Below are 23,693 nucleotides of genomic sequence, written 5' to 3'. Positions count from 1 at the left end.
ACGGGCCTCTGACCGAAACAATGGATCAACTCGATTAATCAGGAATTATCACCATGAATACAGCCGTGAATGCCAATGTCGTACATGAATCCGAAGCCCAGCGTCAGCACGCACGGGTCAAGATCCCGGCCAAGCTGCGACTGCTCAACGGGCAGCCGAACGCTCCACTGGTTCGCGTCGAAGACCTTTCCGCCGGCGGTCTGAGCTTCGTTGCTCCTGCCAATCTGCGCCCAAGCGTGGGTCAGGTCATCAAAGGCCGCCTGCAGTTCCTGATCGATAACCTCGGTCTGGCCATGGACATCGACCTGCAAGTGCGCACCATCGATTCCGCGACCGGCCGTGTGGGTTGCCAGTTCCAGCACCTGGAAGCTCAGGACATCGCAACGCTGCGCCACCTGATCACTTCGCACCTGTCGGGCGATCTCATCAGCATGGGCGAAGTGCTCGCGACCCTGCAGCGCGACAACTTCACCAAGGCGCGCAAGAACAAAGACTCCGGCAGCGGCCAGAGCGCGTTCGGTCGTCTGCGTGCAGTGACCTTCAGCGCCGGTATCTTCATCGTCGGCCTGGCTGCCTTCGGCTTCGTCGCCAAGTCGGTCTACGGCATGTACTTCGTCAGCCACTCCACGTCGGGTCTGGTCAGCGTACCGAGCCTGGACGTAACCATGCCTCGTGAAGGCACCGTGACCAGTCTGGTCACCGCGAACGGCGAAGTGGCCAAAGGCGCTCCGCTGGCCACTTTCAACACCAGCATGCTGGACATGTTGAAAGGCAACCTGGACCCGGACGAAATGCAGCCTGCCAAGATCGAAGAGCTGTTCGGTCGTCAGCTGGCCGGCACCATGACCAGCCCATGCGACTGCGTCGTGGCCAAGCAACTGGTCGCCGACGGTCAGTACGCCAGCAAGGGCCAAGTGATCTTCCAGATGGTGCCGCGCAATGTTGCCGCCAACGTCGAAGCACGCTTCACCTACCGCCAGTTCGCCGACGTCCAGCCGGGCGCCAGCGTGAACTTCCAGGTCGCGGGCGAAGAAGGCAACCACAGCGGCAAGATCGTCAGCGCCACGGCATTGAGCCCGGCTGACCTGTCTTCCGACATCCGCGTTCAGATCCAGCCAGACGAAGCCATCAACAGCAACCTGGCAGGTCGTCCGGTTGAAGTGGTGAGCAACCGTGGCCCATCGCTGAACTGGCTGATCGACAAAGCCACGGCGGCAGGTTTCTAAACATGGCTAGCCCACTACGAAGCTTGTCAGCCCCTACATTGTTGAGCCTGGCGATCGCTATCGGTTTGGGCGGCTGTGCCGGCCTGCCCGATCAGCGCCTGGCCAACGAAGCCCTGAAACGCGGCGACACCGCGCTGGCGGAGCAAAACTATCGGCAACTGGCGGACCTGGGCTACAGCGACGCACAGGTCGGCCTCGCGGACATCCAGGTGGGTACCCGCGACCCGGAGCTGATCAAGCAGGCCGAGGCGACTTACCGCGCTGCGGCCGCCACTTCGCCCCGGGCGCAATCGCGCCTGGGCAAGCTGCTGGCGGTCAAGCCGAACTCCACCGAAGCCGAGCAACGTGAAGCCGAAGGCCTGTTGAAGACCGCTTTCGCCAACGGCGAAGCCGGTACGCTGATCCCGCTGGCCATGCTCTATCTGCAATACCCGCACACGTTCCCGAACGTGAACGCGCAGCAGAAGATCAACGAGTGGCGCGCCACCGGTTACCCGGAAGCTGGCCTGGCCCAGGTGCTGCTGTATCGCACTCAAGGCACCTATGACCAGCATCTGGCCGACGTGGAAAGCATCTGCAAGCAGGCGCTGCGCACGACGGACGTTTGCTACACCGAGCTGGCGACCGTTTACCAGAAGCGTGGCGAAACCGACAAGCAGGCTGCGCTGATCCAGCAGATGCAAAGCGGCTACGCCATGGGCAGCGTACCTGCCATGCGCGTGGACAGCGTTGCCCGGGTGCTGGCTGATTCGACCCTGGGCAAGCCGGACGAAAAGACTGCGCAAACGCTGCTCGAAAAAGTGGCTCCCGGCTACCCCGCTTCATGGGTGAGCCTGGCGCAGTTGCTGTACGACTACCCGGAACTGGGCGACGTCAACAAGATGATGGAATACCTGGACAACGGCCGTGCCGCGGACCAACCGCGCGCCGAACTGTTGCTGGGCAAACTGTATTACGAAGGCAAGCTGGTCTTGCCGGACGCGAAGAAAGCCGAAGAGCACCTGACCAAGGCCGCTGCGACGCAGATCTCCGCGCATTACTACCTGGGTCAGCTTTATCGCCGGGGTTATCTGGGCCACCCAGACCCGCAGAAAGCTGTCGACCAGCTGCTGACCTCCGCACGCGGTGGCCAGAACAGTGCCGACTTCGCCCTCGCGCAGTTGTTCTCGCAAGGCAAAGGCATCAAGCCTGATCCGGTCAACGCGTGGGTCTTCGGTCAGCTCGCACTGGCTCAGGGCACGCCGCAAGCGACGGATCTTGCGCAACAACTTAACGAACAATTGCCGCCTGAGAAGCGCGCCCAGGCGCAGAGTCTTCTCCAGCGTGAACAGCAGGTCCGAGGCACCACAGCACAAAATGCGCTGGCCTTGCAGACCCTGCAAGAAGAAAAAGACGGCGGGGACGCACCTCTATGAAGCTTAAGTTGAACCCTCTGATGGCAGCTGGAGTGGGCCTGGGTTTTTCCATGATGTGGGCCACGCCGACTCTGGCAGCCCTGACCGACACTCAGAATTTCGGCCTCGAAGTCAAGGTGACCGGGCAGATGGAAGACGACCGTGACCTCGGCACCCGCAGCGGTGGCGACGTCAATGGTGTCGGTCTGGACCTGCGCCCATGGGCGTATGGCGAGTCGGGCGACTGGAGCGCTTACGCGATGGGCCAGGTAGTCGCTGCTACCGACACCATTCAGACTGACCCGCTGGATCAGCAGGTTACCGACGCGAACGGCCAGAGCACCCAACGCTCGCGCAGCACTTCCAACAGCCGCAAAGTGGATGACAGCTATGCCGCGCTGCGCGAATTCTGGATCGGTTACAGCGGCTTCACGGCCTACCCTGGCGAGATCCTGAAAGTGGGCCGTCAGCGCCTGCGCAATGACGACGGTCAGTGGCACGACACCAACATCGAAGCCGTCAACTGGACCTTCGACACCACGCTGCTCAAAGCCGAAGTGGGTGCCGCGCAACGCTTCAGCGAATACCGTACTGACCTGACCGAGCTTTCGGCGCAGGACAAGGACCGCTCGCACCTGTACGGCGACGTGGAATACCAGTGGACACCCGGCCAATGGGCAGGGATTCGCGCGCACCACAGTCACGACGGCGGCAGCCTGAAACACCAGGGCGAACCCATCGATGACCTCGACAAGACCAGCCGCGGTGATCTGACCTGGCTGGGTCTGCAGGCCAACAGCGACGCGTACAACTACCGCAATCTGAACACCGTCAACTACTGGGGCAGCCTGACCTGGCTGACCGGCGACCGCGATCGCATCGGCAGCCGCTTCGACGCCATTGGCGATCAGGACGTGGCGGGCGAAAAGACCGACGAAAACGTCAACGGCTGGGCGACTGACCTGGGTCTGCGTTTCCGTCTGGATCCGATGTGGCAAGTGGGCGGCGCTTACTCCCGCGCCAGCAAGAACTACGAACAGAACGGTCTGGAAAGCAACCGCTCGAACTGGACCGGTACCCGCTCGCGCGTGCATCGCTTCGGTGAAGCGTTCCAGGGCGAGATGGCCAACGTAGAGTCCGGCTCGCTGTTTGCCTCCTGGCAGATGCAGGACGAGTACGACGCCTCGCTGATCTACCACAAGTTCCGCCGCGTTGATGGCCACTCCCCTATCGGCGGCGCCGGCGTCAATCCAGCGCCAGAAAGTACAGACGTTTCCGGCGTTCTCCAGTCTTTGCAGCTGCAAGACGGCAACAAGGACCTGGGCCAGGAGATGGATCTGGTCGTCACCAAGTACTTCAAGCAGGGCCTGCTGCCCGCGGCGGTGAGCCAGTCGTTCGACGAACCGTCGGCGCTGATCCGTCTCCGCGCAGGCGTTTTCAAGCCGGGCGATGCGTACCAAAGCGGTGTGGACAACTACATGCACCGCGCCATCGTCGACGTCATCTGGCGCTTCTGATGCAAGCCGCGATAGGAGTGCAATGAGATGAACAGTCAAGCAAGCAGATTGCGTCACCGGGCATGGCCACATGCCCTGCTGGAAAGCTCCGTGCTGAGAAGCGCGGTGCTGAGCAGCGCCTTGCTATTGGCCAGCACGACTGCGATGGCCAACAGTCCTCTGCCGGTGCCTGCACCGGCGGCGCACCCAGCTGACGGCAAGGGTGAAGTGGTCAAAGGCCTGCATCAGGCCAAGACCTACTCCATCACCAGCGCGCCCATCGAGCCGTTGCTCATGGACAAGCCCAAGTTGCCCGACCTGTCCGGTTACACCCAGCAGGCCATGCAGAAAAAGATCGTGCGCACCAAGCCCGGCAAGGCTTCGATCAAACGCATGATGCAGGAGGACTCGCTCAAGGAGTTCATCGGCGGCGATAACAAGATGGCCGAATGGGTTGCGCGTCAGCACGGCATTCCCGAAGCCATCTTCGTGGACGACGGCTACATGACCCTGCAGGACCTCGCTAAAAAGGTGCCCAAGCAGTACCTGAGCGAAACGTCGCCGGGCGTGTTCCTGGCACGTCTGCCGATCGTGGTCGGCAGAAAAGGCATTCTTGAAATCGACAAGAGAACCGTCGAGCTGCGTCTGTCCCAGGACGCCGGTGCGTTCCTGGTCAACGACAACATGCTGTTCATGTCCGACACCAAGCTGACCGGCTGGAGCGAAGCGGCCAACGGCCCGTCGACGTACAAGTCGCCGAAGGAATTCCGTCCGTTCCTGTTGTCGTGGGGCGGTACCCAGACCTACATGTTCAACACCAAAGTGGCGAGCCTGGGTTACAACAACAGCAAGTCGTACGGGATCAGTATTTCCCAGTACACCCCGAACACCAAGGCGAAGATGAACCGCCCGGACCCTACGGGCTGGATCGTCAACTCCGAATTCTCGGACATGTGGTACGGCTTCTACTGCTATGAAACCCGCGACTTCGTGGTGAAGGGCAGCACCTACCACGACAACATCGTTTACGGCATCGACCCACACGACCGTTCGCACGGTCTGATCATTGCTGAAAACACGGTGTACGGCACGAAGAAGAAGCACGGGATCATCGTCTCCCGTGAGGTGAACGACAGCTTCATCATCAACAACAAAAGCTACGACAACCACCTGTCCGGCATCGTCCTTGACCGTAACAGCGTGAACAACCTGGTTGCGTACAACGAGATCTATCGCAACCACACAGACGGCATCACGTTGTACGAGAGCGCCGACAACCTGCTGTGGGGCAACCGCGTGTTCGCCAACAAACGTCACGGCATCCGGGTACGTAATAGCACCAACATCAAGCTGTACGAAAACCTGGCCATCGGCAACGGCCTGATGGGCGTCTACGGCCACATCAAAGACCTGTCGGACACTGACCGGGACATCAAGCTCGATCCGTTCGATGCAGAAGTCTCGATGATCATGGTCGGCGGTGAACTGACCTCCAACGGTTCAGGACCGCTGTCCATCGATTCGCCACTGAGCGTCGAGCTGTACAAGGTCGCGATGCTTGCACCGACCAAAGCCAGCGGGATCAGCTTCAACGGTGTTCTGGGCGATCGTCAGGACGAAATCCTCGATCTGCTGGTGCGCCAGCAGAAAGCCGTGTTGATCGACCCGGTAGAAAGCCAGAAACAACTCCGGGACTGAGGAAGATATTTCTATGCACGCACACTTGATCAAACTGCTCAGCCTCTCGGGCCTGACCGCTGCACTGTTCGCCGCCAGCAACGCGGCGTACGCCGCAGACACGACTGCCCCGAGCTTTACTGCCGAGCCTTGCTGCAGCCTGTGCCCTGAAGCACACGACGAGAAAAACTACGTCAGCCGCTACCAGCAGAACTTCACCACGCTGGTTCAGGCCCAGGGCGACTGGCTGTTCCGGACCCGCGAAGACCTGCGCACCGAATTCGACACCACGCCGGAAGGCTATCGCCGCATGCAGCAACTGCACGATGCCTTCAAGAGCAAGGGCGTGGAGTTGGTGGTCGTTTACCAGCCGACCCGCGGGTTGGTTGACCGTAACAAGCTGTTCCCGGCCGAGCGCGACAAGTTCGATTACAACACCGCGCTGCGCAACTACCAGGCCATGCTCGGTCGCTTCGCGAAAATGGGCTACACCGTGCCGGACCTGTCGCCGTTGACCAACGAGCAGCAGGCTCACGATTTCTACTTCCGCGGTGACCAGCACTGGACGCCGTATGGCGCCCAGCGCACGGCGAAAATCGTGGCCGAATCCGTGAAGAAGATGCAGGCGTTTGCCGGTGTTCCGCGTCGTGAATTCGAGACCCACTTGTCAGGTCGCATGGGCAAGAAGGGCACTCTTCACAATATGGCGGGTCAATTGTGCGGCACGAGTTACGCCATCCAGTACATGGACCAGTTTGAGACGGAACCCAAAGGCGAAGCTGCCGACGGCGACCTGTTTGGTGATTCCGGTAACCCGGAAATTACCCTGGTCGGTACCAGCCACAGCGGCAAGAACTACAACTTCGCCGGCTTCTTGCAGGAATTCATTGGTGCTGATGTGCTGAACGTCGCCTTCCCGGGCGGCGGCCTCGAAGGTTCGATGCTGCAGTACCTGGGCAGCGAAGACTTCCAGAAACACCCTCCCAAGATTCTGATCTGGGAATTCTCGCCGCTTTATCGCCTGGACCAGGAGACTATCTATCGCCAGATGATGTCGCTGCTGGACAACGGCTGTGAAGGCAAACCGGCAATCATGAGCAGCAGCACCACCCTCAAACCAGGGATCAACGAGTTGCTGGTCAACGGCAAAAACGGCATCAAGGATGTGCGCAACGGCAGTAATCAGATCGACATCAAGTTCGCCGACAACTCGGTGAAGACTCTTCAGGCGCGCCTCTGGTACATGAACGGTCGCCACGAAGACTTGAAGATCGAGAAACCTGAAACATCTGAAACCGACGGGCGCTTCTCCTTCGAACTGCGCGATGACAAAGACTGGGCTGACCAGCAATTGCTTGCACTGGAAGTTCAGGGCCCGGAAGCGGGCACTGCGCCTCAGCAGGTCGAAGCGAAAGTATGCAAACGCAACGTGTTCCCGAATGTCGCGCATCAAACCGCGCAAGCCGGGTTATGAGGCTCCTATGCACACTCCAAAACTGATGCTCCCCACCCTTCTCTCGCTGGCAATGCTGTCCTCGACAGTCTTTGCCACCAGCGCGAGCGCTGCGTCGGCACTTGTGCCGCCGCAGGGTTACTACGAGGGTGTCGAGAAATTCAAGAGCGGTCAGAACAAGTTCAACTGTGACGCCATTCCGCAGCCCTACACCGGCCCGCTGCAGTTCCGCAGCAAGTACGAGGGTTCGGACAAGGCACGCGCCACATTGAATGTCGTCTCCGATCAGGCTTTTCGCGATGCGACCAAAGACATCACTACCATGGAACGCGCCACCAGCAAGGTGGTGATGCAATACATGCGTGATGGTCGCCCGGAACAGCTCGATTGTGCACTTAACATGCTGACAACCTGGGCCAAGGCCGATGCGCTGGAGTCCACGGATTTCAACCACACCGGCAAGTCGATGCGCAAATGGGCACTGGGCAGCATGTCCTCTGCATATCTGCGCTTGAAGTTCTCGGAATCGCACCCGTTGGCCGCCCGCCAGCAGGAAACGCAGATCATCGAAAGCTGGTTCAGCAAACTTGCGGATCACGTCGTCAGCGACTGGAACAATTTGCCGCTCGACAAGACTAACAACCACTCGTATTGGGCGGCCTGGGCCGTGATGTCGACGGCAGTGGCGACCAACCGTCAGGACCTCTTTGACTGGTCGGTGAAGGAATTCAAGATCGCCGCCAATCAGGTTGACCCGCAAGGCTTCCTGCCGAACGAGTTGAAGCGCAAGCAACGCGCGCTGGCGTACCACAACTACGCACTTCCTCCGCTGGCCATGATCGCGAGTTTCGCGCAGGCCAACGGCGTCGATCTGCGTCAGGAAAACAACGGTGCGCTCAAGCGCCTGGGTGATCGCGTGCTGGCCGGCGTGAAGAACTCGGGCAGCGAGTTTAAGGCCCGGGACGGTCAGGATCAGGACATGACGGACCTCAAGACCGACATGAAATTTGCCTGGCTCGAACCGTACTGCTCTCTGTACGACTGCGGCCCGGATGTGCTTGAACAGAAACACAAGATGCAGCCGTTCAAGAACTTCCGCCTCGGCGGCGACCTGACCCGTACCTATGACCCGACGCATGACAAGGGTGACAAGGGCGGTTCTTGAGAGCAGCCGCGCCGGAGTAGTCCGGCGGACGCAAGACCTGTAGGAGCGCGCTTGCCCGCGAAAGCGATTTTCCAGACGACATAACGATGTCGGATGTACTGGCCTCATCGCGAGCAAGCTCACTCCTGCAGGGAGTCGGCAGATGCATGTTTCACCCCTCCATTTTTTCATGGGGGGTTTGGGGGGCTTCGGCCTTTGATGTTGGACAAATGGAGAGATAAAGGATGGTTTTCTCATCCAACGTGTTCCTGTTCCTGTTCTTGCCGGTGTTTCTCGGCTTGTACTACCTGAGCGGGCAACGCTATCGCAACCTGCTGCTGCTGGTCGCCAGCTACGTGTTCTATGCGTGGTGGCGAGTGGACTTCCTGGCACTGTTTGCAGCTGTGACGCTATGGAACTACTGGATCGGCCTGCGCGTAGGCGCCGCCGGGGTCAGAACCAAACCGGCACAGCGCTGGCTGCTGCTCGGCGTGGCCGTCGACCTGTGCATCCTCGGCTACTTCAAGTACGCCAACTTCGGCGTGGACAGCATCAACGCGATGATGACGTCCGTAGGTCTTGAGCCTTTCATTCTCACGCATGTGTTGCTGCCGATTGGTATCTCGTTCTACATCTTCGAGTCCATCAGCTACATCATCGACGTCTACCGCGGCGACACACCAGCGACCCGCAACCTCATCGACTTCGCGGCATTTGTGGCGATCTTCCCGCACCTGATTGCCGGGCCGGTACTGCGTTTCCGCGATCTGGTCGACCAGTTCAACAACCGCACGCACACCCTGGACAAGTTCTCCGAGGGCTGCACGCGGTTCATGCAGGGCTTCATCAAGAAGGTTTTCATTGCCGACACGCTGGCCGTGGTCGCCGACCATTGCTTTGCACTGCAAAACCCCACCACGGGCGATGCCTGGCTGGGCGCACTGGCGTACACCGCACAGCTGTACTTTGACTTCTCCGGTTATAGCGACATGGCCATCGGTCTGGGCTTGATGATGGGTTTCCGCTTCATGGAAAACTTCAAGCAGCCGTACATCAGCCAGTCGATCACCGAGTTCTGGCGTCGCTGGCACATCAGCTTGTCGACCTGGCTGCGTGATTACCTCTACATCACCCTAGGCGGCAACCGTGGCGGCAAGGTCGCAACTTACCGCAACCTGTTTCTGACCATGCTGTTGGGCGGTCTGTGGCACGGCGCCAACATCACCTACATCGTCTGGGGCGCCTGGCACGGTGTATGGCTGGCGATTGAAAAGGCGATCGGTCTGAACACCGCACCGCGCACCTTCAACGTAGTTCGCTGGGCATTCACCTTCCTGCTGGTGGTCATGGGCTGGGTCATCTTCCGCTCTGAAAACCTGCACGTTGCCGCTCGCATGTATGGCGCGATGTTCAGCTTCAGCGATCTGGGCCTCTCGGAGCTCAACCGCGCAAGCCTCACCGGTCTGCAGGTTGCAACGCTTGTTGTGGCGTACATCACCCTCGCCTTCTTCGGCCTGCGTGACTTCTACCGCAACCGTGCTCCCGCCAAGCCGACAGACAAGACTGCTCAAACCGACGGTCCTGCCGCTGCCGAGCCAGGCCTGATCAAGGCCGTACCGGGCGACAACCCGGGCAGCATTCATCAACCGGGCTTCATCGTCGGCACCGAAGCGCAGGTTCAGCCTGCCTACTGGACCGTCGACTGGTCGCGCTATCTGATGCGCGCGCTGATCCTGCTGATGTTCGTTGCTTCGATTCTTAAACTTTCGGCGGCCAGCTTCTCGCCGTTCCTTTACTTCCAGTTCTGAGGAGCCTGACATGACCCGTTCATTACGTTTCCTCTACATCTTCCTGTTCCTGGCGATTCTGCTGGTGCTGGGCCTGTGGTCGCTGCGCAGCTTTGTCGGCTTCTCGACGTCGAAGGAAACCACCGTGCTCAATGGTCACTGGACCAAGGCGGTGGAGACCCACTACGACGAAGAGTTTCCGATCAAGCGTCTGGGCACCAACCTCTGGGCCGCGCTGGATTACAAGCTGTTCAACGAAGGCCGTCCGGGCGTCATCCTCGGCAAGGACCAGTGGCTGTACACCGACGAAGAGTTCGATGCCGTCGCCAACAGCGAGCAGAACGAAGCAGACAACCTGGCAATCATCCAGGGCGTACGCGACACGCTGAAGAAGCAGGGTACGCAATTGGTGCTGGCAATCGTTCCGGCCAAGACGCGTCTGTACCCGGAGCACGTGGGCGACAATACGCCGGCTGCGCTGCACACCGACCTGTATCAGCAATTCCACGCGCAAGTGAATCAGGCCGGCATCCTCGCCCCTGACCTGCTGACGCCGCTGCAAGGTGCCAAAGAGAAGGGCCAGGTATTCCTGCGCACCGACACTCACTGGACTCCGATGGGCGCCGAAGTGGTCGCTCAGCAGCTGGGCACCGTGATTGCGCAACAGGCACCGCTGAACGTTGAGCCGCAGAACTTCGTCACCGAAGCCAAGTCGACTGAACCCTACAAGGGCGATCTGACCAACTTCCTGCCGCTGGATCCGCTGTTCAGCAACCTGCTGCCCAAGCCGGACGATCTGCAACAGCGCAGCACCAACCCGGCTGATGCCGGTGGGGAAAGCGGCGACGCGCTGTTCGCAGACAATTCGGTCGCAGTCGGCCTGGTCGGCACCAGTTACAGCGCCAACCCCAACTGGAACTTTGCCGGTGCCTTGAAGCAGGCCCTGCACGCCGACGTCGTGAACTACGCCGAAGACGGCCATGGCCCGATCCTGCCGATGCTCAAGTATCTGCAAACCGACGCCTTCAAGAGCAGCCCGCCGCAGGTGCTCATCTGGGAATTCCCGGAGCGTTACCTGCCCGCTCACAACGACCTGACCGAGTTCGACCCCCAGTGGATCGCTGAACTCAAAAAGGCCCGTGACCCCCAACAGAATCTGGCCGACAACGCCAACAACTCCAAGCCGCCCGTTCGGGCGCAAAACTGAGAGGACTATTGACTATGACTTCGCAGAACCCAATGCCAGTTCGTTCGCGCAAAACCAACCTGCTGAAAACCTGTGTACTCGCCGCAAGCCTGGGCTTTGTGTCCCTGTCCGCTTTCGCCGGTGGTGACGCAGCCCTGTACGGCCCAACCGCACCAAAAGGTTCGACCTTCGTGCGTGTGTACAACGCCAGCAACAGCGAAATCACCGCCAGCGTCGGCAACACCAGCCTCAACGACATCGGCCCGTTGGCCAGCAGTGACTTCGGCTTCATGCCACAGGGCGACTACACCGCCAAAATCGGTAGCCAGAGCCTGCCGGTGAAACTGGCGAGCGATCACTACTACACCATCGTGAACAACACGTCCGGTGCTCCACAGCTGGTTGAAGAGCCGCCATTCAAGAACAAGCAGAAGTCGCTGGTTCGCGTACAGAACCTGAGCGACAAGTCGCTGACCCTGAAAACTGCTGACGGCAAGACCGACGTGGTCAAGGCTGTCGCTGCCAAGGGCACCGGCGAGCGCGAAATCAACCCGGTCAAAGTCAGCTTCGCGCTGTTCGACGGTGACAAGAAAGTCAGCGACCTGAAGCCTGTTGCGCTGGAGCGTGGTGAAGCCGCCGTGCTGTACGTCACCGGCAGCGGCAGCAACCTGTCGCCAGTTTGGGTCAAGCGCCCGACTGCCACTCAGTAATGGTTTGAAGCCGGTCGAAAGACCGCGGGCGCGCTTGATCCCGAGCGCGCCGCCAGATTCACGGAATCAAGCGGTCGGCGTCAGGCACTGCGGAGCAAGCAGCCAGCCAGGAGGACGCCGAACGATGCAAGACAAAAACCAGAAAGACCGAAGTACCTACAGCCCATTCGAACGATTTTTGCTTAACGGAGAAACAAAATGATTCCAGTGATCTTGTCAGGTGGTAGCGGTTCCCGACTCTGGCCTCTTTCGCGTAAACAGTTTCCTAAACAGTTCCTGGCACTGACCGGCGAACACACCCTGTTCCAGCAGACCGTTGAGCGCCTGCAGTTCGACGGCATGCAGCACCCGGTTGTGGTGTGCAACAAGGACCACCGTTTCATCGTCACCGAGCAGCTCGGTGCATTGGGTCTGGAAACTCAGGCTGTGATCATGGAACCGTTTGGCCGCAACACTGCGCCTGCCGTCGCCATCACCGCAATGATGCTGGCCAACGAAGGCCGTGACGAGTTGATGCTGGTGCTGCCAGCCGACCACGTGATCGACGATCAGAAAGCCCTGCAGCGCGCCCTCGCTCTGGCAACCGTTGCTGCAGAGCGCGGCGAGATGGTGCTGTTCGGGATTCCGGCGACCAAGCCTGAAACCGGCTATGGCTACATCAAGTCCACCGCCGATGCGCTGTTGCCTGAAGGCGTAAGCCGCGTGCAGCAGTTCGTTGAGAAACCGGATGAGCAACGCGCCATCGAGTTCGTTGAAGCCGGCGGTTACTACTGGAACAGCGGCATGTTCCTGTTCCGCGCCAGCCGTTATCTGGAAGAGCTGAAAAAGCACGATCCGGACATCTACGACAACTGCCTGCTGACCCTTGAGCGCAGCAAGCATGAAGGCGACAGCATCTCCCTGGACGAGGCGAGCTTCGCTTGCTGCCCGGACAATTCCATCGACTACGCCGTGATGGAAAAAACCCAACGCGCCTGCGTAGTGCCACTGGATGCGGGCTGGAGCGATGTCGGCTGCTGGTCGTCGCTGTGGGACGTGCACAAGAAAGACGAAAACGGCAACGTCACCAAAGGCGACGTGGTTATCCAGGACAGCCGCAACTGCATGATTCAGGGCAACGGCAAACTGGTCACCGTGATTGGCCTGGACAACATCGTTGTCGTCGAAACCAAAGACGCCATGATGATTGCCCACAAGGACAAGGTTCAGGGCGTCAAGCAACTGGTCAACACGCTGAACGAGCAAGGCCGCAGCGAAACCCAGAACCACCTCGAAGTGTATCGCCCGTGGGGCTCGTACGACTCCGTGGACATGGGCGGCCGTTTCCAGGTCAAGCGCATTTCGGTGAAGCCGGGCGCGAGCCTGTCGCTGCAGATGCACCACCACCGTGCCGAGCACTGGATCGTTGTGTCGGGTACCGCTCAGGTGACTTGCGATGACAACGTGTTCCTGCTGACCGAAAACCAGTCCACGTACATCCCGATTGCCTCGGTCCACCGCCTGCGCAACCCAGGCAAGATCCCGTTGGAAATCATCGAAGTCCAGTCGGGTAGCTACTTGGGCGAAGACGACATCGAACGCTTCGAAGACGTGTACGGTCGCTCCACCCCAGGCTTGGAAGCTGGCGTGAAGACTCAGACCATCGCCCGTTAATACCGCTTCACCCAGTAGTATTAAGCCCCCGTCAATCCTCTGCGTATTCCCCATCCGCAGAGGGTTTTCGGGGGCTTTTTTATGCGCGCTCTCGGCTCCATGACCCCGCGCCGGTTAGTTGCAGGCCAACCAATACCTTCAGCCACTGCGCCAGTGGCGTTTGAACCGGGTTCGCCAGCAAGCCGGCTCCTACAGATTTGGGTTGGATCTGATGATCCACCATTAGCTCAATCCCCTCCCCTTTCGGTACGATGCCCACCTCTGCCATCGCGAGATCGACACGATGATTTTCGGCGCCGTGCTTTTGTTCACCTGGCTGGTCCTGCTGTTGCGCTATCCGTCCAGGGCGCTGCCAGTCTCATTGGCGGCCGCCTTGGGCCTGGGCATCGTGGCTGCTTTTGTGGTCTGGGAAGACAGCCGCGACGAGCAACGCCTGGAGCGTCTTCAGATGCGCGTCGACTACGCGCCGCAGCAATGTCCGGCGGGACGTCCGTTGTTGGTGCTGATCGACAACGGCAATAGCGTCGCACTGACTGAGCTGCGCTGGAAAATCGCGGCATACGCGCCGGGTGACACCGTTAATCTGGCCGAAGACACCTACACCGCTCCGCGCTATCGCGGGCCCGGAGAATTGCTGCCCGGTAGCCAGTGGCAAGATTGCTTGCCGCTGCCGACGCTCCGCCAAGGTTACCGGCCGCAGACGCTGGAGTTCCGGGCCGAACGGCTGCAGGGCGCGTTCTCGGGCTGAGCGCCAGCCTTTTTTTTCCAAGGAATGAATCATGTCTGTGGTGTTGATCACCGGTTGTTCCAGCGGCATCGGCCGCGCCATGGCGGATGCTTTCAAGGAAGCGGGCCATGACGTGTGGACCACGGCGCGCAAGCCCGCCGACGTAGCAGCGCTGGTTGCAGCCGGGTTTCACGCTGTCGCGCTGGACGTGAACGATAGCGTTGCGATTGAGCAGTTGGCCGCGAGTCTGGATGAGCACGGCAAAGGGCTGGATGTGTTGATCAACAATGCGGGTTACGGAGGTATCGCGCCCTTGCTGGACGGCGGCGTTGAGGCCATGCGCAGGCAATTCGAGACCAACGTGTTTTCGGTGGTTGGGGTGACTGATGCGTTGTTTCCGTTGCTGCGCCGCAACCGAGGTTTGGTGGTGAACATCGGCAGCGTTTCCGGTGTGCTGGTGACGCCTTTCGCCGGCGCCTATTGCGCGTCAAAGGCCGCCGTACATGCGTTGAGCGATGCATTGCGCATGGAACTGGCACCCTTCGGGATACGCGTAATGGAAGTCCAGCCCGGCGCCATCGACACGCAATTTGCACAAACTGCCAGCCGCGAGGCCGAGCAGGTCATCCACCCGGATTCGCCCTGGTGGCCATGGCGTGAAAGCATTCGTGCCAGGGCCAATGCCTCTCAGGGCAATCCAACACCGCCCGGCCACTTTGCCCGCGACGTGCTTGATGCGGTACAGCGCCGCCACCCGCCGCGCCTGCTGCGATCCGGCAACGGCAGCCGCGCCTTGCCCCTGATAGAACGCCTGCTGCCAAAGGCGCTGATTGAGTGGATCCTGAGCAAGCGTTTCAAACTGGATAAAACACCCTGAACGCTGCTGGCGGCACCGCAACCTGCCGGATGACAGGAATCTGCCGCATGACGCAACTCAAAGCGCGCGCCCACAAACTTGAGGCACGCCGAAGGTTTCGGGTGGCTACCAATATCAGCTGTAGGAGCGCGCTTGCCCGCGAAGACGTCGGTACATCCGCTACACACCCAGCGGCCGGGATACAGCCATCGCGAGCAAGCTCACTCCCACAAATCCGAGGCACGCCGAAGGTTTCGGGTGGCTACCAATATCAGCTGTAGGAGCGCGCTTGCCCGCGAAAACGTCGGTACATCCGCTACATATCCAGCGGCCGGGATACAGCCATCGCGAGCAAGCTCACTCCCACAAATCCGAGGCACGCCGAAGGTTTCGGGTGGCTACCAATATCAGCTGTAGGAGCGCGCTTGCCCGCGAAGACGTCGGTACATCCGCTACATATCCCGCGGCCCGGATGCAGCCATCGCGAGCAAGCTCACTCCCACAATGCCTGCGGCGTGCCGACATCCTGGGTCCAACCCGGCTCTGTCGGCAGGTGAGAAATACCGACTCCCTCACGCGCCTACAAATCCGAGGCACGCCGAAGGTTTGGGGTGGTTGCCAATATCAGCTGTAGGAGCGCGCTTGCCCGCGAAGACGTCGGTACATCCGCTACATATCCAGCGGCCGGGATGCAGCCATCGCGAGCAAGCTCACTCCCACAATGCCTGCGGCGTGCGGAGTTCATGCGTCCAACCCGGCTCTGTCAGCAGGTGAGAAATGCCGAGTCGCCCACGGTCCTGTCAGCGGATAAGAAATGCCGGATCGCCCACGGTCCTGTAGGAGCGAGCTTGCTCGCGAAGGCGCCGGTGTGTCCGACGCATCTCTGTCGTCCGTGCTGATGCCTTCGTGGGCAAGCGCGCTCCTACAGGTTGTGTTTCGGGCCTTCCGTCTCGGGGTTCACGATCACCGTGCAGGTAATCCCCGCCGCCAGCACAACACCCTCCGGCACTTGATCCAGATGAATGCGCACGGGCACCCGCTGGGCCAGCCGGACCCAATTGAACGTCGGGTTGACGTCGGCGATCAGCTCGCGGCTTTCGGGGTTGTCGCGGTCGTAAATGGCGCGGGCGATGCTTTCGACGTGGCCTTTCATCACTTCGCCGCTCATCAGCTGCATGTCCGCCGGATCACCGATCCTGACGTGGGGCAGTTTGGTTTCCTCAAAAAAGCCGTACACCCAAAACGAGTTCTGGTCGACGACGGCCATCTTCGCCTCGCCCATTCGCGCGTAATCGCCGCGGTGCACGTTGAGGTTGGTGACGTAGCCATCAACGGCCGCCAGCACTCTGGTGCGCTGCAAATTCAGCTTCGCCGCGTCGAGTTGGGCGATGGCCAACTGGTAATCCGCCTGGGCAGAGGTGGCGACATTGCTGGCGTCTTCACGGCTTTCAGCAGAGATCACCAAGGCGTCCATGTCCTTGCGCCGGCTGGCATTGACCTTGCGCATCTCCCACGTGGCCTTGCGCGACGCGACCATCGCTTCGGCCTGCTTGACGGCTAACTGGTAATGCTCGGGATCGATCTGCATCAACAGATCGCCTTTTTTCACCGGCTGGTTGTCCTTGACCGGGACATCGATCACCACGCCGCTGACGTCCGCTGCGACATTGATGACGTCGGCGCGCACCCGACCGTCGCGCGTCCAGGGCGTGTCCATGTAGTGAATCCACAGCAGCCGGCCAATCCAGATGGCCAACGCCAGAATCAACAAAGTCGCGATCAGACTGAAAAACTTTTTCATCTCAAACCATGAGCCTCAACGGTAAACAGTGAGCGCCATGGCGCCGAAAATGCAGCTGAACAGGCTCAGGCGCAGCAGCGCCGGATGCCAGAAAAAACGGTACAGATCGAGGCCGGACATGAAGCGGTCCAGCGCCCAGGACAGCACCATCGCGGCCAGAAACATGACGGTGACGGTGGGCATGTAAACGCCATGAAAGGCCAGTTCACGTGGCATGGGGTTGTCCTTGTGGCGTGGCCTCGACAGCCTGCTCTGCCCCATCACCTGCCAGCGGCGATTGCGGGTCGAGCAGACAGGTGCGGATGAAGTGCAGGTAACTTTTTACCCGGCGCAGCGCCGAGGTGTCGAAGTGCGGGGCGAAGGGCTCGTCGGTGTTTTGCACGCAGACAATCGCGTGATCGACAGCGGACAGGCTGCGGGCCAGGTTGTGGCGGTCCGGCTGTATGAACAGACGAATCAGCGAACGGCCCATGGCCCGAATCGCCTGCCGCCAGGGCTGCGATTCGGCGTAGCTGGGATGCACCGGGAGAATGTCCTGTTCACGGCGCAGTTCGATGATCGCCTGGCCGATTTCCAGCACCACAAACATCCAGCGTAATAGATTGCGCTGGACCTCGGGCTTGCCGGCCGCCAGCCCGTACGCCTGGTGCATCAAGTCTCGCGTGCGGCTTTCAAAACGGGACCGAATCCCGCGCAGCGGCGCGCTGATCGCAAAACTGACTTGCTGGCGAAGATTGCCTTCCAGCCGTTGCCACAACCAGCGGCTGTTGGGCGGCAAAATGATCGCCCCCGCTGCGGCGCACAGAAGCATGCCGAGGACCATTGCGATGTAGTCGTTGATGAACCCATAGGGGTTGTACACCGTGAGGTTGTCCGGCGCGGATCCGATGCAGAAGAAGATCAACAGCCCCAGCCCGTAACCGACCCATTGCGGGCGGGTGGTCAGGAATGTGCCGAACACGAACACCGGCGCCAGCACCACGCACAACAGCGGGAAACCATCGATGCGCGGCAGCACGAAAAAGGTGATAAAGAACCCCAGCAGTGCGCCTGCAAATGTCCCGCAGGCCATCTGAAACGCCATGCGCCTGGGATTGGGCGTGGTCGCGGAAAGCGCCACGGTCGCGGCGGACACCAGGGTCATCGAGGCGCCGCTTGGCCAGGCCGTCGCTACCCAATACACCGACATGACCGCGAGAATAAACGTCGCGCGCACGCCCGATGCCAGGGACGATAACCAACTGGTGGTGGAGACAAACGGTTCGACCCACTTTTCCCGCACATGGTTGTGATCGGCCAGCGACGCGTGAGTCTGGGCGTAGTCATGCAGGTCATCGACGAAGCGATACAGCAGTTCGTAGGCAGTATGAAAATCCAGCAGCTCGTCGTCGCTTGGGTCGGTCCCGACGAATTCGGCACGAAGGCTGCGCACGTGCTCCGGCAAATCCGCCTTGTAGACACTCAGCCGATTGGCGAGCAGCGCGGCGTCGGCGTTGGTCAGCGCGCGTCCGGCGAAGGGCTCCAGCAACCGGGTCAATGCAGCGAGGCCCGGTTGAATGGCTTGAACTGCCGGTGTCACACCGCGCCGACGCAGGCGTTCGAGCAACTGGTGCAGCGCGTTGAAGCGCGTGGTGATGGTCATGAACTCGCTGTTCAGCCGATTCAACCGACCGTTGCGCCGACGCATGTGCGGGTCTTCAAACACCGTGACCGCACGCAGGCCTTCGAGCCCGATCGCATCGGCAATGAAGCGCACGTTGCTCGCTTCAAAGGACGCCGGATCGCTTTCGCCGCGCAGGCCGGTGATGACGAATTGGGCGAAGGTGCCAAAGCGTTGGTACAGGGTGTTGCGCATCGCCGCACCCGCACTTTGCGGCAGGATGGCAGCGCTCACCAATGTCGAGCAGACGATGCCGAGCGAGATTTCAAGGACCCGCCACATGGCCGCCATGAACGAGGTATCCGGGTGCGCAAGGGCCGGCAACCCAGTCATTGCAGCGGTGTAGCCGGCGAGCACGAAACCGTACGCGCGAAAGTTGCGATAGCGCGCAGCACCTGCACAGCAGAAGCCGACCCAGATCGCCAGGCTGCCGAGGAACAGCTCACTGTTCTGCGCAAACAAGGCCATCAACATGACCATCACCACGGAGCCGGCGACGGTGCCGAGCAGACGGTAGAAACTCTTGGCGAACACCTGACCGCTTTGCGGTTGCATGACAATGAACACCGTGATCATGGCCGTGCGCGGTTGCGGCAGTTCCAGGCGCATGGCGATCCAGTAGGTCAGGAACGCTGCAGCCAGCACCTTGAAGATGTAGATCCAGGTCACGCCGTCGCTGCGTGCCCAGTCATTGAGACCGCGGCGCCATTCCAGGGCTTTTAACCAGTGCAGGGCTTGGCTCATGTCAGTTCCAAGACCTGCAGCGGCCGACCCGCCGCATTCGCGGGCAAGCGCGCTCCTACAGGTGACAGGGTCCTGCCTGCCCCGCCGGCGTTGATGCCAAACCGCGCCCGATCGTCATCCGCCCCGCCGGCGCCGATGGCAAATCCCGCCCTATGGCCACCCCGACCGGCGCCGATGGCGGATCGGTCATCAATGGGCAAGCACATACCACTGTAGGAGCGCGCTTGCCCGCGATGGGGCCGGCGCAGGCAACACAAAATCATCTGGTTCATCGATCAAACACCGCCAACGACACCGGCGTCTTCGGCACGGCGGTCTTTTCCGGCGAGGGCGAATCATGGCCGGCCATCAATCCGCCTCCGAGCGCCACCACCAACTCCGCATGCACCGTCAGGCGCTCGGCCTGGACGCGCTGCTGTACCTGCTGTTGGTGAAACAGCAGCGTTTGCGCGTTGAGCACGTTGAGGTAATCGGTCAGGCCGCGTTTGTAGGCGACCATCGCGATGTCATAGGTTTTCTGCGCCGCTGCCACCGACTGATCGGCGAACTGTTGCTGCTTGTCCATCGACTCACGGCGGATCAACTGATCGGAAATGCCCTTCAGCGCCATCACCAGGGTCTGGTTGTACTGCGCGACAGCTTCGTCATAACCCGCTGACGCCACGCCAAGTTCAGATCGCAAGCGCCCGCCATCAAAAATCGGCAACGTGATCGCCGGACCCACGCTGTAGTTGAATTTCTTGCCCGCGAGAAATTCCAGCATGCCGCCGCCGGTGGCCATGTAGCCCAGGCTGCCCATCAGATCAACATTTGGATAAAACGCAGCGTGGGCCACATCGATGCCCCGTGCCTGCGCAGCGACGCGCCAGCGGCTGGCGACCACATCCGGCCGCTGCCCGAGCAGTTTGGCCGGCAGCGCCGACGGCAACTTCAACGCGGTATTCAAGGACAGCGTCGGACGCTGCAGACTTGCGCCCTCGCCCGGCCCTTTGCCTGCCAGCGCGGCGATTTGATTGCGGCTCAGCGTGATGGCTTCGTCCAGCGCATCAATCTGGCGGCGGGTTTCAGGCAACGGGGCTTCGGCCTGACTGACCTCAAAATGAGTACCGATGCCGCCGTTCAAACGGCGCTGGGCCAGTTCGACGATCTGCTGCTGCTGAGCGAGCGTGGCTTGGGCGATGTCGCGCTGGGCGTAATTGAGCGACAACTGGATGTACGCGCGGACGATATTGTCCTGCAACTCCAGCTGGGCTTGACGCTCTTGCGCCGCGCCCATGTGCGCCATGTCCAGCGCCTGCTCGGAGTGATTGCTTTCCTGGCCCCACAGGTCAAGGGAATAGCTCAGGCCCAGCGAGGCGCTGTTGTCCCACGTGCTGGTGTTCGAGAGCTCACCTGGCCCGTAGAACTGATCCGTCGGCCAGTTATGCCGTTTCAGCGTGCTGTCGCCTGAGACGTGCAGTGACTCTGCGGATTCGGCAATGCCCGCCATGGCCTTGGCCTGACGAACGCGTGCAGCCGCCAGCGCCAGGCTTGGACTGCCAAGCGCGGCAAGTTCGATCCAGCGGTTGAGTTGTTCGTCGCCATAAGCGCGCCACCACTGCCCGGCAGGCCAGTGAGCGTCTTTGTCCGCTGCCTTGATGGCATCGTCGGTAGCCAGTGTGTCAGGCGACAACGAGGTGCCTTGTGGGGCGATTCCGCCAGTTCCGATGCAGCCGCTGATGAGTAACGTTAAAGCCCACACACTGAGGGGCTTGAGCCCTCTGACGAGACGACGCGGCACTGCTGCAATTACCTGAATGGGAGGGGAATCTGGAGTGCAGCGATTCTAGGGGGCGTCTAGCACGGCGATAAGCCGGGACTTCTGCGAATCTTTGTTACCGAACCGGAGATAATCCTCGGGTATGGCTGACATGGATCAGTAACTTCATGTCACAATTTGCTATCTCACCTGAGAACGGCCAATGGACACTCTGCAAAACATGCGCGCCTTCACGTGCGTGGCGCAAGCGGGCAGCTTCACCGCTGCCGCCGCACAACTGGACACCACCACCGCCAACGTTTCGCGCGCTGTCTCCAATCTTGAAGCCCACCTGCAGACCCGCCTCCTCAACCGCACCACGCGGCGTATTGCCCTGACCGAAGCCGGCAAGCGTTACCTGCTGCGCTGCGAGCAGATTCTGGGCTACGTCGAAGAAGCGGAAGCAGAAGCCAGCGATGCCCATGCGCGTCCGGCCGGGCAGCTGAAAGTCCATTCAATGACCGGCGTGGGTCAGCATTACGTCATTGACGCGATTGCCCGGTACAGGCGCAATCACCCGGACGTGTCGTTTGACCTGACCATGACCAACCGCGTCCCGGACCTGCTTGAAGAAGGCTATGACGTGTCCATCGTGCTCGCCAGCGAGCTGCCGGACTCGGGTTTCGTGTCCCAGCGATTGGGCATCACGTACAGCATCGTCTGCGCCTCACCCGCCTACATCAAGGCATTCGGCATGGCGCACCGACCGGCTGATTTGCTCAATCATGCCTGCCTGCGCCTGGTCAGCCCGGTCTTCCCGCTGGAAAAATGGGCCTTTGACGGCCCTGAAGGTCAGGAGACTGTGACCATCGGCAACTCGCCGTTTCTGGTGAATTCGGCCGACGCCATGCAGGCAGCGATCAGCAGCGGAATGGGCATCGGCATCTTGCCGATCTACTCGGCGATCGAAGGGTTGCGCAATGGCTCGCTGGTGCGGGTGCTGCCGCAGTACCGCTCCCACGAGCTGAACCTGTATGCGATCTATCCGTCGCGGCAGTACCTGGATGCGAAGATCAAAACCTGGGTGGAATACCTGCGCGGCTCGCTGCCGGAAATCATGGCGGCCCATGAAGCCGATCTGCAAACCCATGTGCTGCCACAGACCAGTTAAACGCAAGGCCACCCTGCCTGTGAGAGCGATCAGTGGGGCCCTGCCAATCCCTCGGCAAGAATGTTAGCGTGCTACGCAACGCCCTTCTGAATCGCCCGAGAGAAGCTATCCGATGAAAAAGACCGTCCTTGCCTTCAGCCGCGTGTCCCCGGAAATGGCCGAGCGCCTGCAGCAAGACTTCAATGTGATCATCCCTGACCCGAAAAAGGGTGATCTCAACGAGCAGTTCAACGACGCCCTTCCCCACAGCCACGGCATGATTGGCGCCGGACGCAAGCTGGGTCGCGAACAGCTGCAAAGCGCGACGCAACTGGAAGTGGTCTCGAGCATTTCGGTTGGCTACGACAACTACGACGTCGGCTACCTCACCGAACGCGGCATCATGCTGACCAACACCCCCGACGTGCTGACGGAAAGCACCGCAGACCTGGGCTTCTCGCTGATCATGAGCAGCGCCCGCCGCGTCGCCGAACTGGACGCGTACACAAAGGCAGGCAACTGGAAGCGCAGCATCGAAGCGCCTCATTTCGGCACGGACGTCTACGGCAAGACGCTGGGCATCGTCGGCATGGGCAACATCGGCGCAGCGGTTGCGCGTCGCGGTCGGCTGGGTTTCAACATGCCAATTCTGTACAGCGGCAACAGCCGCAAGACTGCCATCGAACAGGAGCTGGGCGCCCAGTTTCGTACCCTCGATCAGCTGCTGGCCGAATCGGACTTCGTCTGTCTGGTGGTGCCGCTCAGTGAAAAAACCAAACACATGATCAGCACGCGAGAGCTGTCGCTGATGAAGAAGAGCGCGATTCTGGTCAATATCGCCCGCGGCCCTATCGTTGATGAGCCTGCGCTGATCAAAGCCCTGCAGGACGGCACGATTCGCGGCGCCGGGCTGGATGTCTACGAGAAGGAGCCACTGTCCGAATCGCCGCTGTTTGCGTTGAGCAACGCCGTGACGCTGCCGCACATTGGCTCGGCGACGGACGAAACCCGTCAGGCCATGGCCGACCGCGCCTACGCAAACCTGCGTGCCGCGCTGCTGGGCGAAAAGCCGCAGGACCTGGTGAATGCGCAGGTGTGGAAGGGGTAAGCGCCGCAGTTGTTGATGGCCGTTCCCACGGTCCCCGTGGGAATGCCGCCCCCGGCGCTCCGTGCATGTCCGTTTGCAACACAACCACAGAAACCGGCTTGCTGGCGCATTTTCGGCCTGCAACACGACTGTAGGAGATCCCCCGTCGTCCAGACGCCGCGCTGTCGCGCAGCAAACGGGGGA

Annotated in this window: 18 protein-coding genes; 14 read left to right on the top strand and 4 right to left on the bottom strand. The window is 60.7% G+C overall.

Going from position 1 to position 23,693, the window contains the following annotated elements; all coding sequences use genetic code 11:
* Window positions 1–53: 53 nt before the first annotated feature.
* From QRN48_RS13205 to QRN48_RS13150, 12 genes are all read left to right on the top strand, one after another.
* Complete coding sequence (locus QRN48_RS13205) at window positions 54–1,226, top strand: PilZ domain-containing protein (protein ID WP_037014963.1); 1,173 nt, start codon at window positions 54–56, stop codon at window positions 1,224–1,226.
* Window positions 1,227–1,228: 2 nt separating this feature from the next.
* Window positions 1,229–2,641: an alginate biosynthesis TPR repeat lipoprotein AlgK gene (gene algK, locus QRN48_RS13200; RefSeq protein WP_191942920.1), complete on the top strand. Its 1,413-nt coding sequence runs from the start codon at window positions 1,229–1,231 to the stop codon at window positions 2,639–2,641.
* A complete protein-coding gene (locus QRN48_RS13195) occupies window positions 2,638–4,137 on the top strand; it encodes an alginate export family protein (RefSeq protein WP_285351064.1) in 1,500 nt (499 codons plus the stop codon). The genes algK and QRN48_RS13195 overlap by 4 nt, the downstream gene beginning before the upstream one ends.
* A gap of 27 nt (window positions 4,138–4,164) precedes the next feature.
* Window positions 4,165–5,814, top strand: a complete 1,650-nt coding sequence (gene algG, locus QRN48_RS13190; RefSeq protein WP_285351062.1) for a mannuronan 5-epimerase AlgG — start codon at window positions 4,165–4,167, stop codon at window positions 5,812–5,814.
* Window positions 5,815–5,827: 13 nt separating this feature from the next.
* Window positions 5,828–7,267, top strand: a complete 1,440-nt coding sequence (locus tag QRN48_RS13185) for an alginate O-acetyltransferase (RefSeq protein ID WP_191942918.1) — start codon at window positions 5,828–5,830, stop codon at window positions 7,265–7,267.
* A 7-nt stretch (window positions 7,268–7,274) separates the two neighbouring features.
* Window positions 7,275–8,411 (top strand): mannuronate-specific alginate lyase, encoded by a 1,137-nt coding sequence (locus QRN48_RS13180; protein ID WP_285351060.1) that lies wholly within the window; start codon window positions 7,275–7,277, stop codon window positions 8,409–8,411.
* 224 nt (window positions 8,412–8,635) lie between these two features.
* Entirely contained in the window at window positions 8,636–10,198 is a 1,563-nt protein-coding gene (locus QRN48_RS13175) for an MBOAT family O-acyltransferase (protein WP_285351059.1), read from the top strand.
* Window positions 10,199–10,208: 10 nt separating this feature from the next.
* The gene (locus QRN48_RS13170) at window positions 10,209–11,384 is read left to right on the top strand and encodes an alginate O-acetyltransferase (RefSeq protein WP_285351056.1); all 1,176 of its coding nucleotides are present in this window, start codon (window positions 10,209–10,211) and stop codon (window positions 11,382–11,384) included.
* A 32-nt stretch (window positions 11,385–11,416) separates the two neighbouring features.
* Window positions 11,417–12,073: an alginate O-acetyltransferase AlgF gene (locus tag QRN48_RS13165; protein WP_037017384.1), complete on the top strand. Its 657-nt coding sequence runs from the start codon at window positions 11,417–11,419 to the stop codon at window positions 12,071–12,073.
* A gap of 198 nt (window positions 12,074–12,271) precedes the next feature.
* Window positions 12,272–13,726: a mannose-1-phosphate guanylyltransferase/mannose-6-phosphate isomerase gene (locus QRN48_RS13160; protein ID WP_037014980.1), complete on the top strand. Its 1,455-nt coding sequence runs from the start codon at window positions 12,272–12,274 to the stop codon at window positions 13,724–13,726.
* Window positions 13,727–14,009: 283 nt separating this feature from the next.
* Window positions 14,010–14,474, top strand: coding sequence for a hypothetical protein (locus QRN48_RS13155; protein WP_037014985.1), 465 nt, complete (start codon window positions 14,010–14,012; stop codon window positions 14,472–14,474).
* A 31-nt stretch (window positions 14,475–14,505) separates the two neighbouring features.
* Window positions 14,506–15,330 carry an SDR family oxidoreductase gene (locus QRN48_RS13150; protein ID WP_285351053.1) on the top strand — a complete coding sequence of 275 codons (825 nt, stop codon included), beginning with the start codon at window positions 14,506–14,508 and terminating at the stop codon, window positions 15,328–15,330.
* A 901-nt stretch (window positions 15,331–16,231) separates the two neighbouring features.
* Here the strand turns inward: QRN48_RS13150 and QRN48_RS13145 are convergent.
* The 4 genes from QRN48_RS13145 to QRN48_RS13130 form a co-directional block, all read right to left on the bottom strand.
* Window positions 16,232–17,110, bottom strand: coding sequence for an efflux RND transporter periplasmic adaptor subunit (locus QRN48_RS13145; RefSeq protein WP_037014989.1), 879 nt, complete (start codon window positions 17,108–17,110; stop codon window positions 16,232–16,234).
* Window positions 17,111–17,125: 15 nt separating this feature from the next.
* Window positions 17,126–17,326 (bottom strand): DUF1656 domain-containing protein, encoded by a 201-nt coding sequence (locus tag QRN48_RS13140; RefSeq protein ID WP_037014992.1) that lies wholly within the window; start codon window positions 17,324–17,326, stop codon window positions 17,126–17,128.
* Window positions 17,316–19,514, bottom strand: a complete 2,199-nt coding sequence (locus QRN48_RS13135) for an FUSC family protein (RefSeq protein WP_191942913.1) — start codon at window positions 19,512–19,514, stop codon at window positions 17,316–17,318. Before QRN48_RS13135 ends, QRN48_RS13140 begins: the two co-directional genes overlap by 11 nt.
* 268 nt (window positions 19,515–19,782) lie before the next feature.
* Complete coding sequence (locus tag QRN48_RS13130) at window positions 19,783–21,294, bottom strand: efflux transporter outer membrane subunit (RefSeq protein WP_191942912.1); 1,512 nt, start codon at window positions 21,292–21,294, stop codon at window positions 19,783–19,785.
* Window positions 21,295–21,475: 181 nt separating this feature from the next.
* On the opposite strand from QRN48_RS13130, the gene QRN48_RS13125 reads away from it, so the two are divergent.
* Both QRN48_RS13125 and QRN48_RS13120 read left to right on the top strand, forming a co-directional pair.
* The gene (locus QRN48_RS13125) at window positions 21,476–22,423 is read left to right on the top strand and encodes a LysR family transcriptional regulator (RefSeq protein ID WP_037014999.1); all 948 of its coding nucleotides are present in this window, start codon (window positions 21,476–21,478) and stop codon (window positions 22,421–22,423) included.
* 112 nt (window positions 22,424–22,535) lie between these two features.
* Window positions 22,536–23,510, top strand: coding sequence for a 2-hydroxyacid dehydrogenase (locus QRN48_RS13120; RefSeq protein ID WP_191942911.1), 975 nt, complete (start codon window positions 22,536–22,538; stop codon window positions 23,508–23,510).
* Window positions 23,511–23,693: the final 183 nt, after the last annotated feature.

It is taken from the genome of Pseudomonas sp. ME-P-057 (genome assembly GCF_030208975.1).
Lineage (GTDB): Bacteria > Pseudomonadota > Gammaproteobacteria > Pseudomonadales > Pseudomonadaceae > Aquipseudomonas > Aquipseudomonas lutea.
The sequence above is the reverse complement of the archived record's forward strand: the minus strand, read 5'-3'. Positions and strand labels throughout refer to the sequence as shown.